The organism is Rhodoblastus acidophilus (assembly GCF_900187365.1).
GTDB classification, from domain to species: Bacteria; Pseudomonadota; Alphaproteobacteria; order Rhizobiales; family Beijerinckiaceae; genus Rhodoblastus; species Rhodoblastus acidophilus.
Genome location: NZ_FYDG01000032.1, coordinates 1 through 15,467, shown reverse-complemented (window position 1 = coordinate 15,467; position 15,467 = coordinate 1). Strand labels below are relative to the sequence as shown.

At 59.0% G+C, this 15,467-nt stretch carries 14 protein-coding genes and 3 pseudogenes; 11 read left to right on the top strand and 6 right to left on the bottom strand.

Going from position 1 to position 15,467, the window contains the following annotated elements; translation table 11 throughout:
• Positions 1–188, bottom strand: a 188-nt coding sequence (locus CFB24_RS23790) for a hypothetical protein (RefSeq protein WP_245295407.1), incomplete at its 3' end; no start/stop codon positions are given.
• A gap of 36 nt (positions 189–224) precedes the next feature.
• Between CFB24_RS23790 and CFB24_RS21115 the strand changes: the two genes are divergently transcribed.
• The gene (locus tag CFB24_RS21115) at positions 225–989 is read left to right on the top strand and encodes a 3'-5' exonuclease (protein WP_245295406.1); all 765 of its coding nucleotides are present in this window, start codon (positions 225–227) and stop codon (positions 987–989) included.
• A 92-nt stretch (positions 990–1,081) separates the two neighbouring features.
• Positions 1,082–1,471: pseudogene (locus tag CFB24_RS21110) on the top strand (TSCPD domain-containing protein); the annotation flags it as partial.
• Between the two features lie 244 nt (positions 1,472–1,715).
• Here CFB24_RS21110 and CFB24_RS22825 read toward each other — a convergent pair.
• The 3 genes and pseudogenes from CFB24_RS22825 to CFB24_RS21095 all read right to left on the bottom strand — a co-directional run bounded on the left by CFB24_RS22825 (position 1,716) and on the right by CFB24_RS21095 (position 3,878).
• Positions 1,716–2,177: a hypothetical protein gene (locus tag CFB24_RS22825; protein ID WP_141098551.1), complete on the bottom strand. Its 462-nt coding sequence runs from the start codon at positions 2,175–2,177 to the stop codon at positions 1,716–1,718.
• A gap of 88 nt (positions 2,178–2,265) precedes the next feature.
• Positions 2,266–2,757 (bottom strand): deoxycytidylate deaminase, encoded by a 492-nt coding sequence (locus CFB24_RS21100; protein ID WP_088522592.1) that lies wholly within the window; start codon positions 2,755–2,757, stop codon positions 2,266–2,268.
• 143 nt (positions 2,758–2,900) lie between these two features.
• Positions 2,901–3,878: pseudogene (locus CFB24_RS21095) on the bottom strand (winged helix-turn-helix domain-containing protein).
• Positions 3,879–4,422: 544 nt separating this feature from the next.
• Here CFB24_RS21095 and CFB24_RS21090 point away from each other — a divergent pair.
• From CFB24_RS21090 to CFB24_RS22820, 3 genes are all read left to right on the top strand, one after another.
• Positions 4,423–5,880, top strand: coding sequence for a deoxyguanosinetriphosphate triphosphohydrolase family protein (locus CFB24_RS21090; RefSeq protein WP_088522591.1), 1,458 nt, complete (start codon positions 4,423–4,425; stop codon positions 5,878–5,880).
• 29 nt (positions 5,881–5,909) lie between these two features.
• Entirely contained in the window at positions 5,910–6,665 is a 756-nt protein-coding gene (locus CFB24_RS21085) for a hypothetical protein (RefSeq protein ID WP_111390761.1), read from the top strand.
• Between the two features lie 716 nt (positions 6,666–7,381).
• Positions 7,382–7,573 carry a hypothetical protein gene (locus tag CFB24_RS22820; protein ID WP_141098550.1) on the top strand — a complete coding sequence of 64 codons (192 nt, stop codon included), beginning with the start codon at positions 7,382–7,384 and terminating at the stop codon, positions 7,571–7,573.
• A 41-nt stretch (positions 7,574–7,614) separates the two neighbouring features.
• Here the strand turns inward: CFB24_RS22820 and CFB24_RS21080 are convergent, their stop codons facing one another.
• A complete protein-coding gene (locus tag CFB24_RS21080; RefSeq protein ID WP_088522589.1) occupies positions 7,615–7,851 on the bottom strand; it encodes a hypothetical protein in 237 nt (78 codons plus the stop codon).
• Between the two features lie 657 nt (positions 7,852–8,508).
• On the opposite strand from CFB24_RS21080, the pseudogene CFB24_RS21075 reads away from it, so the two are divergent.
• The 3 genes and pseudogenes from CFB24_RS21075 to CFB24_RS21065 all read left to right on the top strand — a co-directional run.
• Positions 8,509–11,031: pseudogene (locus CFB24_RS21075) on the top strand (lactate dehydrogenase); the annotation flags it as partial.
• A 35-nt stretch (positions 11,032–11,066) separates the two neighbouring features.
• A complete protein-coding gene (locus tag CFB24_RS21070) occupies positions 11,067–11,576 on the top strand; it encodes a hypothetical protein (protein WP_088522587.1) in 510 nt (169 codons plus the stop codon).
• The gene (locus CFB24_RS21065) at positions 11,576–12,292 is read left to right on the top strand and encodes a hypothetical protein (RefSeq protein ID WP_088522586.1); all 717 of its coding nucleotides are present in this window, start codon (positions 11,576–11,578) and stop codon (positions 12,290–12,292) included. Before CFB24_RS21070 ends, CFB24_RS21065 begins: the two co-directional genes overlap by 1 nt.
• A gap of 261 nt (positions 12,293–12,553) precedes the next feature.
• Here CFB24_RS21065 and CFB24_RS21060 read toward each other — a convergent pair whose 3' ends face one another.
• Positions 12,554–13,258: an imm11 family protein gene (locus tag CFB24_RS21060; protein WP_141098549.1), complete on the bottom strand. Its 705-nt coding sequence runs from the start codon at positions 13,256–13,258 to the stop codon at positions 12,554–12,556.
• Positions 13,259–14,417: 1,159 nt separating this feature from the next.
• Between CFB24_RS21060 and CFB24_RS21055 the strand changes: the two genes are divergently transcribed.
• From CFB24_RS21055 to CFB24_RS21045, 3 genes are read left to right on the top strand one after another with little or no spacing between them, the layout of a single operon-like run.
• Positions 14,418–14,678 (top strand): hypothetical protein, encoded by a 261-nt coding sequence (locus CFB24_RS21055; protein ID WP_088522584.1) that lies wholly within the window; start codon positions 14,418–14,420, stop codon positions 14,676–14,678.
• The gene (locus CFB24_RS21050) at positions 14,675–14,926 is read left to right on the top strand and encodes a hypothetical protein (RefSeq protein ID WP_088522583.1); all 252 of its coding nucleotides are present in this window, start codon (positions 14,675–14,677) and stop codon (positions 14,924–14,926) included. The genes CFB24_RS21055 and CFB24_RS21050 overlap by 4 nt, the downstream gene beginning before the upstream one ends.
• Positions 14,927–14,939: 13 nt before the next feature.
• Positions 14,940–15,299: a DUF3768 domain-containing protein gene (locus CFB24_RS21045; RefSeq protein ID WP_088522582.1), complete on the top strand. Its 360-nt coding sequence runs from the start codon at positions 14,940–14,942 to the stop codon at positions 15,297–15,299.
• The last annotated feature ends 168 nt before the right edge of the window (positions 15,300–15,467 follow it).

The following is a 15,467-nucleotide window of genomic DNA, read 5'->3' as shown; positions in this document are numbered from 1 at the left end:
GCGTATGACTGGCTGATTTGTAATGAGAAATTCTCGCCAAAGGGGCGACGATGAAAATGTCCAGCCACGCGGTTCGGGCTCAGCGCGTTGAGCCTTGCGCCTCCCTCGATGACTTCCCCACACCCTGCTGGGGCGCGCGCGCCTTGGTCGAAGAAGTCCTGGCGCAAACCGACATCGGCGTTCCCCAAGGCCGCGTTTCCGAGCCGGCGTCCAATCGCGGTTATATGAGCCGGACCTTGAAGGAATATTGGCCTGCGGTCACGACTGCCGACATTTTCGACTATCGCGCCGATCCCGAGACGATCGACCCGCAGGATTTCGTGGCGGACTTTCTCGCCCCTGGCGATACGCCGGCGGCGAGCGCCGAAATTGTCATCTCGAACCCGCCGTTCACCGCGGCCGCCGCCTTCATCGCCCGCGCGTTGGCGCTGCCGGATTGGCGCCTGGTCGCCATGCTGACACGCTCGTCCTTCGTCGAAGGGGAAGCCCGCTATCGGCAATTGCTCCGCGCCAGCAAGGCCGAGGACGCCGCCGGCCGGCTGGAGAACCTGGAAGAGCTGGTGTCGCTGGCCTCCAGCTTCCATTCCGCGCGCGAGCTGCTCGACCATGCGGCGCTCGCCACCAATCGCGCCAGCGAGGGCGCGACGCCCGCCGTGCGGCTGATGACCATGCACCGGGCCAAGGGCCTGGAATTCGACCAGGTGTTCCTGCCGGCGTTCGAGAACGGAATCATTCCCTCGACCTATGGCGACGCCGACGAGGAACGCCGTCTCGCCTATGTCGCGCTCACGCGAGGGAAGCGCCATGTGACGATTTCCTCGGCGCAATTCCGACGCGGCCCGAGCGAGCCGTCGATCTTCATCGCGGAGATCCCCGACCACGCCAAGGAGCGGGCAAAGCATGCGTCCGATCGACAGGGACGGCCGCAACTGTCGCCGCAAAGGGCGCAGGCGCTGCGCGACCTCCGCGCCCGTATGCGCAGCTTTTAAGTCCGAGCGAACAGGAGCCAGCAATGGAACGATCGCCGCAAATCCACGAAGTCGCTGTCATGTCCGCTGATGACGCGACGCCGCGCCAAATTGAGCGCCTGATCCTGCGCGAGAGCCTGCCCACACGCCGTCGTCACTATATCCAAAAGGCCCGGATCGGCGGTCACAAGCTCTATCTCCAAGCTGGCGCATATCCCGATGGGCGCCTGGGCGAAATCTTCATCGACATGCACAAGGAAGGCTCCGCGTTTCGCGAGCTGATGAACAACTTCGCCATCGCTGTGTCGATCGGCCTGCAATATGGCGTGCCGCTTGAGGAATACGTTGACGCTTTCGTGGGCGTGCGCTTTGAGCCGGCTGGCTTCGTCGAAGGCAATGACGCCATCGCCAGCGCCACTTCGGTCATCGACTACATCTTTCGCGAACTCGCCATTTCCTACCTCGGCCGCGACGACTTGAAGTCCGACCCGGAAGCGGCCGGGCTTTGACGGCGACGCGTCCGTGGCGCCGGCGGCAGCGTGGACGTGGCTTTACTTCTGCTGCGTTCAAGGCGTTCGGCTCTTCCCGGCGGAAAGCGGACGGCGCGGGCGTCGCTGAGAGAAGGCGGTTTGTTGCTCAATTGGAGACGTTTGTGAAGACCGATGAATTCTCCGCACAGTCCTGCTTGATCCTGTACTTCGATTGGAGTAGCCCAAGGTCATTTTTAATGAGCGGCTCCGGCCATCGTCATGGATTTACAAAATTAGTTGGATCGTCGAAAAAGGTTTCGACCTTATTCTTGGTGAATGCCTTCCCGTCAAACCAGTACGACTTGAAGCTATTCATCATTTGCCTACAGCCTAGCTTGTCATATGGGGCTATATGACGAGGGAACTCAAGGTCCAACGTGTTACGGCGGATCTCAGTGCTCGACCCGTGATGCGAACCTTGGTCCTGATCTATCAGGTCGAAGCGAGCATACTTGCCATCGGGGGTGATCCAATGCTGGACACAGTGGGTGTGGGCGATCTTAGCGGGCAGTTTGATCCCTTTTGCTCGACGCGCAAGAGTCTCGGCCTGTATCGCAAGAGCGCCCTTAAATGCGCCTTCGGATACTGCCCAGAAGAACCAATCGGGATCGGCGACCAATACCTGGGGTAGGGTTTTTCCCTTGCCTGTCCACTTTCCGAAATTGACTTCTGCCCACATCGTATTTAACTCCTATAATAATTCCGTATGAGCGCCTTACCGCTATTGGCGGCGTGCCAAATCCTAAAGGTGGGTCGCCGATCGGGATCTATTTAAGAACGTTTTTTTTTCGAATGAGCATCGCAGGGTCTAATGCTACGAATTCAATATTTGCTTCGCGGAACATATCAATAGAGACGATCCCTTGTGTGTGAGTGTCAGAATCTGGATTGGCAACAGGATCGGGTTGGATGCCAACGACGCGCTTAACTCCAGCTTGTATTAGCAGTACGGCACACCTTGGGCATACGGGCTTTCCGAAAACATAGATGGTCCCAGCGCGCGCTCGCGTACCAGAGCAAAGCAATGCATTTTGCTCCGCATGGACCACCATCTGATTTTTCAATTTACCATCTTCTAGCTTTTCAATATCGTCTTCAATGCCTGCTGGAAATCCGTTATATCCAAGCGCAATAGGCCATCCGCGCCTATCCAGCAGGACCGCTCCAACCTTCGCCTTGGGGTCTTTCGACCACCTCGATATTTGTTTGGCGAGGCCGAAGTATCGACGATCCCATAAGTCTGCGGTTTCTTTTTTCACAGCTTAGCCCAAGCCATAGTAGGTAGGGGACATTAGCCGATCGCTCCTTCAGCTTCAACATAACCATTTGTTCCTTGGGGGAGGTTGTAGATTTTTGCCGAGATCAAGGCGTTCGCGACCCACTCTCAGCCTCATACCAGAGGTCATAGGGTTCGACCGACGTGAGCCCACTTGCGCATGGCGATTGAAGTGATGGTTTCCGGCGCAGCCACGAGCTTGTTCCAAGCTTCGCAAGCGGCGTCGATGATCGCGTCGTAGGTGTCAAACACGCGATTGGAAAGCCAGTTGGCGCGCATGAACGCCCAAATCTGCTCCACCGGATTAAGTTCGGGCGATCGGGAGGGCAGGAAGATCGGCGTGATGTTTTTCGGGACTTTGAGCTTTCCCGTGACGTGCCAAGGTGCGCGATCAAGCAACAGAATGGCGTGGGCGCCGCGCGCGACATGACGTGCAATTTCCTTCAGATGCAATTGCATGGCATGCGTGTCGGCCAATGGCATGGCGAGCCCGGCTCCCTTGCCGCACCAGCCCGTTCTTTTGGCCGATGCGCGCCTCGTCGGAAAACCAGATTTCGATCTTCTTGTCTTTGGGCAGATGCGCCAGATGGGCGCTCAACGCGCTCGGGAAATTTTTTTGAACGCCGCGACGATCTCGGCGTCTTGAGCGGGATGGCGCGGGCGCGCGCTGATGTGCGAGAAGCCGAGCCGCTTCAACAGCGTGCCGACATAGCGCTCATGGAAGCTGACCCCGTAGCGATCGGCGATGACGCGTTTGAGATCGACGCGGCGCCAGCGCACGACGCCGTCGAGGGCGCGGCCCGGGCCTTTCTCGACGATCATGGCCAATTCGGCCATTTGCGTTGGCGACAGGCGCGGCTTGGGGCCTTCGCCCCAGGCGTCCACAAGACCGTCAGGACCGGCCTTGTTGAAGCGCAACACCCAATCGCGCAATGTTTGCCGGTCCATGCCGCCGATGCGGGCGGCCGCGCCGCGGTTCATGCCGTCCATAACCGCAGCCAGCGCGAGCAGGCAACGAACCTGATGGGCGTCCTGTGATGACTGGGCGAGGCCGCGCAGATCGTCGGCCGAATAATCGCTTCTCAACGCAAGCGCTGCTGGCATGGCGAGATCCTTTCTCGCCAAGGAATCAGAGATCTGCGGTCAAAAACGGCGGTGAGTCCGCCACCAGAGCCTCTGGTATCAGGCCGTCATTCGCTGAATCGCAAGACCTTAGGTCAAGATTTCGTAACGGACTCCGAAACGGGAGATATGGCCATAGGGCTGGCGGCCGCGGACCAGACATTCGCCGGCCCGGTCAGTACCATCGGCTTCGAGTCGGACTCGACCGTAGTAGCTTGGCGTTAGCCTTAGTTCCGCAAGGCTCAAGGCTCTGCGGCCCCGGTCGGCGGGAAGACTTCCTCAGTCGACGGTCTGGTTGGCGGACAAAGCGCCCCTGCTTGGCGTACCGTTGGAGTTCCGCCGCATCATCCGAGGTGGGCCCCCTCCATCGTACCCGGCCTTGCAGACCATGACTTCGCGCGAGCGCGAGCAAGCCAGACGCGGCATGGATGGGATAGAATTTCGAGGGAAAGCGTTTCCGCGTTTCCCTTGTTGTCACGTTTCAGGGTACGATAACGTCAGGAATGCAAACTGATAGGATTTTGAGTTGGCTGGTATTTGGTCGGACAAGAGATTTGTTCAAAAGCGCTCGGCAACATTGACCTCTGCAACGGCCTCCGGTGCCGCTCCAAACGAGGAATCAGACCCGCAGAGCTGGCGGTCTCGTTTTCAGCAGGACTATGATCGCCTGCTTTTTTCAACGCCGGTCCGCCGTCTTTCTGACAAGACGCAGGTTTGGCCGATGGATGAAAACGACGGCGTGCGAACTCGCCTGACCCATTCGCACGAAGTGGCTAATCTCGCTCGTTCCATCGGTTCTCGCATTGCGACCAAACGACCCGGCATTTTTGGCGATGCAGATCTCCATCTTACTGTGCAACCGATCCTCCAGGCGATCGGGCTTGCCCACGATTTGGGTAATCCACCGTTCGGGCATCAAGGAGAGGTTGCAATATCGCGGTGGTTCGAGCACCGGAAAGATTGGATCTTCTCAATGTATGACAAAAACGGGAAAGAGTTACCGATCTCCGTCCCCGAACACCTGCGGCAGGAATTTACCAATTTTGACGGAAACCCGCAAAGCCTTCGGCTAATAACCAAGTTGCAAACACACGTCGCGTACGCAGGAATTGATCTGACGGCGGCGACGCTCGCGGCCTCCCTTAAATACCCAGTTTCCGCCGAGAACCGGCGCCGTGACAAACCCGCACTGAAAAAGTTGGGTTACTTCCACTCCGAGGTGGACATCGTTCAATGGATACGGGAGGAGACGGGTCTTTGCGAGGGCCAGCGACATCCGCTAACCTGGATCATGGAGGCATGCGACGACATCGCCTATAGCGTCCTCGACGTCGATGACGTCATGAAAAAAGGCATAATTTCGCCTGACGACGTGTTCGCCATTCTCGCTAGCCATAATGATCTGAAGGATTCCGATGTCGTCACGCGAATTCACCGCTCGTTTGACGCGGTGCATGCGCAAAAGCGTCGCGCGGAAGTGGCGCGCGACGTCAAGATTGGTTATGTCCGCGCTCATCTCATAGAGGCTTTGATCACAACAGCCAGCGCGAGCTTCCTTGATCAGGCCGCGGCCATTATGGCATTCACGCACGAAACTCCGCTCATGGAGGAAAGTGTCCTTTGCAACGTTTTGAAAGGCGTTGCAAATCAATATGCATTTTCCAATTCCAGCGTATTGCGCATGGAAGCTATCGGCGCAGCTGCAATCGATGGCTTGATGTCGTTTTTCTGGGCGGCGATTTCAGATCGGTCAGATTTCAATAATCTCGCCTCGCGGCGTCGCAATGCGAAGGCGAAGTTCGGATATTCGCTCATCAGTCCTAATTACGTCGAAAATGCTGTGGACAATTGCGCGGTGACCGGGGGCGAAGGCGGAGTCCGCTATCGTGAACTGCGACTTCTAACAGATATGGTGTCGGGGATGACGGACACGTTCGCCATCAAACTCTGGCGGGAAGTCAACGAGGTTCCGGATTGTCCATAGCCGCAAATGAGGACATTCTGAAAAGGCGAGTGGATGACTACCTGTGGCGGGACAAGTCTGCTCCTGTCTCGGCTTTGAGAGCCATCCTCAAGGAGCACTTCTTGCCGTTTGACCGTGTCGCCATCATCGGCGGCATGGTTCGCGATTTGGCGCGCGCCGGCAAGCGTGGCTTCAAGTCTGACGTGGATCTGGTGGTGGACGCTCCCGTCGAGGATGTCAAAAAGCTTGCGATAGATTTGAACGCAACACCAAACCGGTTCGGAGGCTATTGCTATAAGACAAGCCGGTGGAAAATAGATTTTTGGGCCCTTCGCACGACGTGGGCATACACTGAGGGGCATGCCAGCCTCGATAAAATTGAGGACGTAACCCACTGCACGTTCTTTGATTGGGATTCCGTTATATATGACCTAAAACGCCGACATATCGTCTGTTGTGATGATTACCTTGAACGAATCAAGGGAAAAACGATTGAGGTTTGCCTGCGTCCCACGCCCTCCGTTAACGGAAATCTATTGCGAGCGGTGAGACGAATCATATTGTGGGACCTAGAACCAGGGCCTTTGCTCCACGCGTTCATTGACGAAAACCTCACCGATCACAATTTCCAAGAAATTGCGAAGTTAGACCGCACCGTCTATACGTGGCCGCTGATCGCAAAGTTTGAATGCGCCGAACGGCTTCGGCGACACGTTTGCACTCCGGAACGACGGGCTGAGTTAGGCACGGAATACGCACGGCAACTTTCTTTGCCCGGCTTTTCGCGAAAACACGTGGTGGCTTGAGTCAGGCCGGCGGACATTCAGAGCGGTCACCACTGCCCGTTTCTCAGTGCTACGCAGTTTCGCCCGGCAATCTGCTTCGATCGGAGCGTCCGCTTGGTATGCGGTTCCCGCCCGTGAGACATTTACGCTGTAGGACGGCAATGAGCCGGACTCGTCCGTAGCAGCTTGGCCGTGGGCATAGCTCCGCAGGGCTCAATCCTCGACGATCCTAGTCGGCGGGGAGCGGGCGTAGCGGGAACAGCAAGTCAACGCTTGAAAGCGGGCGCATCCGCGATACGCAATGGGGAAATCGTATCATGTCACCGTAATTACCACCGTAATTACGGCGCGTTTCAAGCAAAATCGGCTCGACGTCGATTCGCGCGATTCGGACCCGAAAAGGGGATTTTTGGGGTGTGGGCCGAGTCAATCCGCACTTCGGCTAGTTGATATCCCCGATATTCACAGGTGTGGAAATGTGCCTATTTCCAAGCCGAAACAACGACTTGCGCGGAAGTGTCCACAGATCCGGGGAAAAGGCCGAAAGCGCCAATTTCCTTTGCGCCTCGATAAACGCTAGGTTGCTCAACGTCATGGATTCGCACGGGCTCTCCTCCCGCAGCGGTCCATGACGAGGCAACTTTGTTGACGGAGGAACGCGTGACGCTCACCCCTATTCACACACAGGGACGCTACACCGCCGTTGCCAAAGTGACAACACACAAATGGAGTTGACTTTGAGCAAAAAGAGTATCCCGGAACCGTCCCATGGCCCGAATCCGATTCGCTTCGCGCGGTGGATGAAAGGTCTGACTGGCGGCGCCGCGTTGGCGTTGGCGGTCCATCTCTCGCATGTGTCGGTCGAAGTTTTTATCTTCCTCAACTTCATGCCGGTCGTGGCATCCGAGCCAGTGGTCACCGGGAGCTAATCAGCACATCGGGGGCGGCTTCGGCTGCTCCCACCACCCGACTACGGCAGGCGTCCATAAGCGCGCATCCACTCCTGCTCGCTGAATTGCCGTACGCTCTTGCAATACTCGCGCCGCGCATTCTGGCTTTCAGGGTCGTTAGGAAGGTCCTTGACGCCCATCTTCGTGCCGAGACACCACTGCTCCATCTCGGCTGGCGTCTTCTTCGGGCCGTCGCCGGCCAGGGCGGTCATGCTGAACAACATGGTGGCGGAAACGATCAGAGCGCTCTTTATCATGGCTGAAATCCAAGTCTGACAATCAGCCGTCCAATAGCACATGGCTAAGTCCACGCAGTGGACATGGCTCAATTGGGCCTGAGCAGCAGCCCGTAATCCCCTGTCTCCCTCGGCGGGTCCATGAGGAATTACGATGACATGATACGAATTCCCCAAAAGGAAACACGCGGCTGCGGCGCCCGGAATTGTGGCGACAATGGCCGAACGTCAGGATTGGCCCGCAAGCGAGACGTTCGCCGCGACGGCGGCTACGTCCCCTCCGAGCCGGATGCCGTCCTTTCCAGCTGAATCATCGATATGTGACGGGGCGGGGTTAAGCGGATTGGCGCGCAGTGATCGTTGCCGCGTCGACACCGGCGGATCACGTAGCCGCGGCGCGGCCAACAGGCGGAAATGTACGGCTAGGGAAACAAAAGAAGGAAGAGAGAAGAGACTATTCGCCGACGGGCGGCGGTCGCCGCAAGGGTCGGGCCGAGCGCTGACGCGCCCTTGCCCCGACCGCCGCCGCCGGCGGGCTCAGGATTTATCTTACAGAGATAAAAGGAAATCCTGAGATGTTGAACACCGAAGCCAACCACGATTGCGCCCGCGTTCCATCTGTCCCGCCGCGCAACGAAAAGCTTGAAGACCCCGGATTTGGCTGGTCGCGCGCCGTTTTCGAGGCGAACAATCCCCGGCGCCTCCAGCGTCATCAAGTTCTATTCCCACCAGAAACGCGCGATCTGGCGCATTCTGGCCGCCGGCTCGACCTATGTCGCCCACGCCGTCGGCGCCGGCAAAACTTTTACGCTCGCGGCGGCGGTGATGGAGCAGAAGCGGCTGGGCCTGATCACCAAGCCGATGATGACCGTGCCCGGCCATTGCCTCGCCCAGGCCGCGCGCGAGTTCCTGCAGCTCTACCCGACCGCCCGCATTCTGGTCGCTGATGAGACCAATTTCGCCAAGGACAAGCGCCAGCGCTTCCTCGCCCGCGCCGCCACGGCCAATTGGGACTGCATCATCATCACCCATTCGGCGTTCAAGTTCATCGCCACCCCGGCGAAGTTCGAGGAGGGCCTGATCGCCGACCAACTCGCCTCCTACGCCGAGTTGATGAGCCGCATCGACAAGGAGGACCGCGTCTCGATCAAGCGCCTGGAGCGCATGAAGGAGGGCATCGAGGCCAAGCTCGAAGCGCTGCAGAGCCGCAAGGACGACATGCTGACCATCGCCGAGATCGGCGTCGACCAGATCATCGTTGACGAAATGCAGGAGTTCCGCAAGCTCACCTTCACCACCAACCAGAGCACGCTGAAGGGCGTCGATCCTGACGGCTCGCAGCGCGCCTGGGACCTCTATGTGAAAACCCGCTTCCTGGCGCTGAACCGCCGCAGCGAACGCGCGCTGATCGCCGCCTCGGGCACACCGATCACCAACACGCTCGGCGAAATGTACACGATCCAGCGGTTCTTCCAGCCGGACATGCTGGAAGAACGCGGCATCCAGGAGTTCGACGCCTGGGCGGCCTCGTTTGGCGAGACCACCACCGACCTCGAATTGCAGCCGTCGGGCATCTACAAGCCCGTCACCCGGTTCGCGCAATTCGTCAACGTGCCCGAGCTGATCTCGATGTTCCGGGATTTCGCCGATGTCGTGCTCAAATCCGACCTGCGCGAGAACCTGAAGCTGCCGCGGATCGCCACCGGCCAGCGCCAGATCATCACCGCGCCGGCGACGCCCGCCTTCAAGGCTTATCAGAAGGTGCTGGCGCAGCGCATCAAGGCGATCGAGAACCGCCAGGGACGCCCGAAGAAGGGCGACGACATCCTGCTGTCCGTCATCACCGACGGCCGCCACGCGGCGATCGACCTGCGCTTCACCGACCCGGATCACGCCAACGAGCCGGAAAACAAGCTCAACACGATGATCGACAAGGTTTTCGCCATCTGGCGCGACACGTCGGAGCGGCGCTATCGCCGCCCAGACGGAACAACCGACCCGACCCCCGGGGCCACCCAGATGATCTTTTCCGACCTCGGCACGCCGTCCGTCGCGGACTCGCGCGGGTTCTCCGCCTATCTGTGGATCAGGGAGGCCCTGATCGCGCGCGGCGTTCCGGCCTCCGAAATCGCCTTCATGCAGGATTTCAAGCGCTCGGCGGCCAAGCAGCGCCTGTTCAACGATATGAACGGCGGCAAGAAGCGCATTCTGATCGGCTCGTCGGAAACCATGGGCACCGGCGTCAACGCGCAACAACGCCTCGTCGCGCTCCACCATCTCGACGTGCCCTGGCTGCCCTCTCAGGTCGAGCAGCGCGAGGGCCGCATTGAGCGCCAGGGCAATCAAAACGAGGAGATCGAACTCTACGCCTATGCGACCAAGGGCAGCGTCGACGCCACCGGCTGGCAAACGCTCGAGCGCAAGGCCCGATTCATCGAAATGGCCATGTCCGGCGACCGTTCGATCCGCCGGATCGAGGACGTCGGCGCCCAGGCCAACCAGTTCGGCCTCGCCAAGGCGATCGCCTCTGGCGACGAGCGCCTGATGCGCAAGGCCGGGATCGAGGCGGAGATCGCCCGCCTCGAGCGCTTGCGCGACAACCATTTCGACGAGCAGGTTATGCTGCGCGGCAAAATCGAGCGGATGCGCAACAACGCCGAACGCGCGCGCCTGCGCATCACCCAGATCGAAACCGACATCGCCAAGCGCCGGTCCACCCGCGGCGAGGCCTTCGCGATGACCATCGACGAACGGTCGTTCACCGACCGCAAGGACGCCGGCGCGCTGCTGCTGAAGCATGTGGTCAAGAACCGCGCCGCCACCAAGAGCTTCAGTCCGCACCGGATTGGCGCCATCGGCGGCTTCGACCTGCGCTTCATCAAGAGTATGTTCGGCTATCCCGTCCTGGTGCTCGCGCGCACCGGAATGAACGAGACGATCGAGACGGACGGCGACCTGACGCCGCTCGGGCTCATCTCCCGCCTCGAGCATGTGCTGTCGCGGTTTGAAACCGATCTGCGGGACGAGAACGCCACCATCGCCCAGGCCGAAAACTGGCTTCCTTCGCTCGAGGCGCGCCTGGGCGCCCGCTTCCAGTTCAACGACGAATTGGCCGAAAAGCGCGCCGAACTCGCCGAGATCAACGCTTCGCTGGCCACGACGAACAGCGAAGCCGAGCCGGTCGAGACGGCCGCCGCCTGATCCCCCGCTCTCCACTCAAAACAAGGAGATCCGCGATGTTTTCCGCAGCCTTGACGCGCGCCCTGACGACGCCCGCCTTCACAGCGGCCGAGTTCACGCCGACCAAATGGGATTCCGCCGAGCAAAAGGCGGAATTCGCCAATGCTCTGATGAAATTCGTCGCGCAGGATTTTCCCCGCACGAAATTCCACAATGCCTTTTACAACACGCTGTCCAACACCTTCGGGCACATAGCCCACTATGACCACAACGGGTTCTACGAGACGTTCTTTCTGAGCGCCAGGGGCAAGATCGCGTTCCTGGAACAATGCGTGAACTGGCCCTGCTTTGGCGACCCGACCACCACCTATTGCGACGTCGAACGCGCCGTGATCGCGCGTCTGCGGCGCGCCAACATCCTCACGCTGCTGCAATCGCAAACGACGGTCGAACAGCGCGCGGCCGACCTCGCCCTGCTCGCCAGGCTGAAGGCGCGCTACGAGCCCGCGCCAACGTCCTCGACGCCCGCCCCTTCGCTGTTCTCGCTGCTGGAAGGAACTCCGTGATGCGTTTCCGCCGATGGCCCCGCCCGACGCCCTACGAAGACACCCCGCGCAAACGCGCGGCCTTCGCCCGCAAGCAACGCCTCGAACGCGAAGCGCTGCCGCTCTACGCGAGCGAAATCGCGGAAAACCAACACAGCGCCGACGAGGAAATGGCGCGGCGCGCCGTCACGTGGGACCGCGTCGAACACAGCAAGCGCGCTTATCACGCCTTGAAATGGCGTGAGGCGCGCGCGCGATTGTTCGCTTTCCCCGAGTCGGTCCGGCTGCAAATTCGACGGATCTGGCGCGACTGTCCCTACCCTCCCGATCACGCCTATTTTTGTGATCTCCTGCGCCAGATTCAACTCGGCAAAGAAGATCCCTATCGCCCGTCCTGGACGGTTCATGCCGCGCTGAAGGCGAAAACGACGCCCAATCCGACGACCTTCGCGGAGACTTTCAAGCAGATCGGCAGGCCGCCGTCCTCGCCGAATGCGGCGGGACCGATCATGCTCTATTGCGGCAATCTCGGCTCTGGCATTCTGTTCCTGCGCGCGACGCCGCTGCAGATCGGCGAGAATGACGCATTCCTCGATCTCGAAGTCACCGGCCCCTGTTCCGACGACGAACTCGCCCTGATCGGGCGCCTCGCCCAGGCTGACCGCGCCGACCGCGTCGTCGCGCTCCGGCGCGGCGCCGAAATGGGCAATGCCTCGACCAGACGAGAGGCGGTCTAGAACGATGCAAGCCTATTTGCTTAAGGCGCAGCCCTACTAGATGTTGAGGAGCAGCGAGTTAGATTACAACTCTATGATAGACGGAGTCCGGCTCAATTGGGACCTTCGTGACCACATTGGCGAACGTGATGTCACGCGCCAAGAGCAGCCTTCAGGCAACCTCGTCCACCGACCGCTTGGGCATGTTAAGCAGTCAGCCGATTTCTGGGATATCTCTTGAGCGATTGTTTCAAATTCTCTCAATGGGACCGACGACCATGCTCAAATTTCCTTCATCCTGTAATGCTTCGGCAAACGCAGACCCAAACGGGTAATTTCGGATTTTAATTGGTCGGACAAGCAAAAGAGTTCATTCGTGATGCAGCTTTCACGCCACAAATGTGCGCCACCAAACTCTTGTTTGAAAAAGGCAAGCCCAGACATGGCCTCCTGGTTGCCGCACCTTTTAACTAAATAATTCCTCAACCCATTGGGTTTTAAATAATCTGGATTGCTTTGGTCAGGTGAAAAGCTGTCGAGATACCGCCCTATTACCAACACGAAAAACTGTTTTGGATAGACGGCGTTATTTGGCATCTCGATCTCAATCGGGAAAAAATGATGTACGCCCGGCTCGACGCGCTCGAAAAGATCCTTCAAGGAATTGTCTACGGCAACAATGCGACTTGTAAGTTCAATGAACGAAGCCAGCGACGAATAGCTTTTGGTGGTCTTGAACCGCTTGGGCGCCTCATGCGCCGCGACCGAGCCAACGGGGGGATAATCTGGGCTCGGCTTGCGGCCTGGTTCGGTTTTGAGTTTCTGTGAAACAAAGTATATGTATGAAGATATATGGTCGAATTGAGCCTTCTCGTCCGCAGGCATTTCGTTGTTGAAAAAAGCGGTCAGGTCCTCATCCCATCCGACATAATTGCCGTCTGGCCAAAAGTCGCCGAAATTGCCCGGCAGCGCCATTCCCCAAACCATTGATTTATCCTTTCAGGCCGATTTGCAGGAGAGCAGCGCTGCCGGCTTGTGCGATGTTTTTATGCACGCAGTCCACCGATCTCGTGGCGTTGGCGCCTGGCGCGACGCTGACGGCGGACATCCGCACTGACAGCCGGCGACGACGAACTATCTTCCCATTACCAAGGTTAGGTCCGAGGCGATGAAGGAAAGCTCAACCGAGCCGACAGGATGGTTCGAAGGGCGGCGGGGCATAGTGGCATTGCCCGCTTTCGGAGGTCATTTTGTCGTTCAACCGACGGCAGTTTCCCGCCCATTTCGTTCATTTCCAGCGGCTTCGGGAAAGGTCCGCAATCCGCCGCAAAAGGCCGAGCGCCGTGAGCGCGGCAGGAGAAAAGCCACGGCCAAGCTGCTACGGTCGAGTCCGGCTCAATTAGGACCTTCGTGACCACATTGGCGAAAGTGATGTCACACGCCAAGAGCAGGCTTCCGATCACCTCGTCCACCGACCGCTTGGGCGTGTTCAGCTGTCAGCCGATTTCCGTGATCTGTCGAGGGGTCGTTTCAAGTTCCCTAAACGGGGTCCAACGCCCATGCTCAATTTTCCTTCATAGTGTAATGCTTCGGCACACGCAGACCCAAATGGTCAATTTCGGACTTTAATTGATCGGATAAGCAAAACAGTACATTCGTTATGTAACGTTCACGCCATAAATGTGCGTCGCCAAATAAATTCCTAAAAAATGCAAGACCAGACATGGCTTTAATGCTGTCGTCTCTTAAAACTAAATAGCGCCTCACCCCATTCCGTTTTAAGTTCGCTGCGTCGCTCTGCTCTGGTGAAAAACTGTCGATATATTGCCCAATCACCATCACAAAATATTGTTTCGGATACGCGTATTGCGCCGTCGCGGACCAGGATGACGAGGGCGACAAGACGTTCTCGGACGAGGGCGAACCGACCGACGCATCGGGGGACGACTCCGAAAAGCCCGCCTCCGCCAGTGACGACGATCACGCCAACGGCGAAGACGACGAGCCCCACGCCGCCGCGGCGTGAAGCCAGGACCGACGACAGCGTGGCGCCGCCGCCACGCTGATTGATCCGGTCCACATCACCCCATTCCCGACACCATCGCCGCGCCGGCCATGCCGCGCGCGCTTCCGCACGGAGAAATCCATGTCTTTCATCGCTTACGCCGATCGCACCGGCGTCATTGGCTTCGCCAAAAAATGCCCCGCCGGCGCGCTTCCCATCGCGCGACATGCCGATCTGGAGCGCCTGAAATCCCAAGTCTCCGCCCTGGCGCGGGTTGGCCACGACAACAAAACCCTTCTCGTTCCCGGCGTTCCGGAGGCCGAAAACAGCGACCAGGCCGTCGACGCCATGGTGAATTTCACCAACAGGGTCAGCGCGCGATTGCAGGAGGCTTCGAGATGAACGCCAACCCAATTCAGCAGCGCCTCGCCGCGCGCAAACGGACGGCCGACCAGCTCGCAACCGATCTGATCATGGATTGCGAGCGCGCCGCCTCCGGCCGCAACAGCGGGCGCGTCAATCCGGCGCAATGGAATGGAACGGATTGGCGTCGCTACGTCCACGCCGCCGCCCATTCTCCGGCCGCCCTTCACCTTTCTGCGCTCTACGCCTCGATCAAAGAGATCGAGGCGGGGCGCGTCCACGGCTAAGGGAGACGCACCGATGTCCGGACAGAACCAAGCCACGGACGAGGCCAGCCACACCGCGCGCGTGCGTGAGCTGAACGACGCGTTTCGCAAAGCGCCACACGCGCGCGGCAAGTTCTGCCTGACGCGCGGGATTGCGGCAATGCCCATGAGCACGCAGCTCGCGATCTTGCATCGCGTGATGACCTTCGACGCCTTCACCGAAGACAACGATCCATACCAGGAACATAACTTCGGCGGTTTCGAATACAGCGACCAGAAAATGTTCTGGAAAATCGATTATTACGACCGCGCCTGCGAATACGGCTCCGACGATCCTTCAGATCCGACGCAGACGACGCGCGTCATGACGATCATGCTCGCCAGCGAATACTGACGCGCATCCCACGCCAATCTCAAATCCTTCCTCATGGAGCACGACCATGATCGCGCAGCACACCCCAGGCCCGTATGCCATTCACCCGGCGTTCAACCGCCGGCACGTCCTGATCATTTCCGAAGTCACTCGCGAACCGCTCGCCCAGGTCTATCACCAGGCCAACGC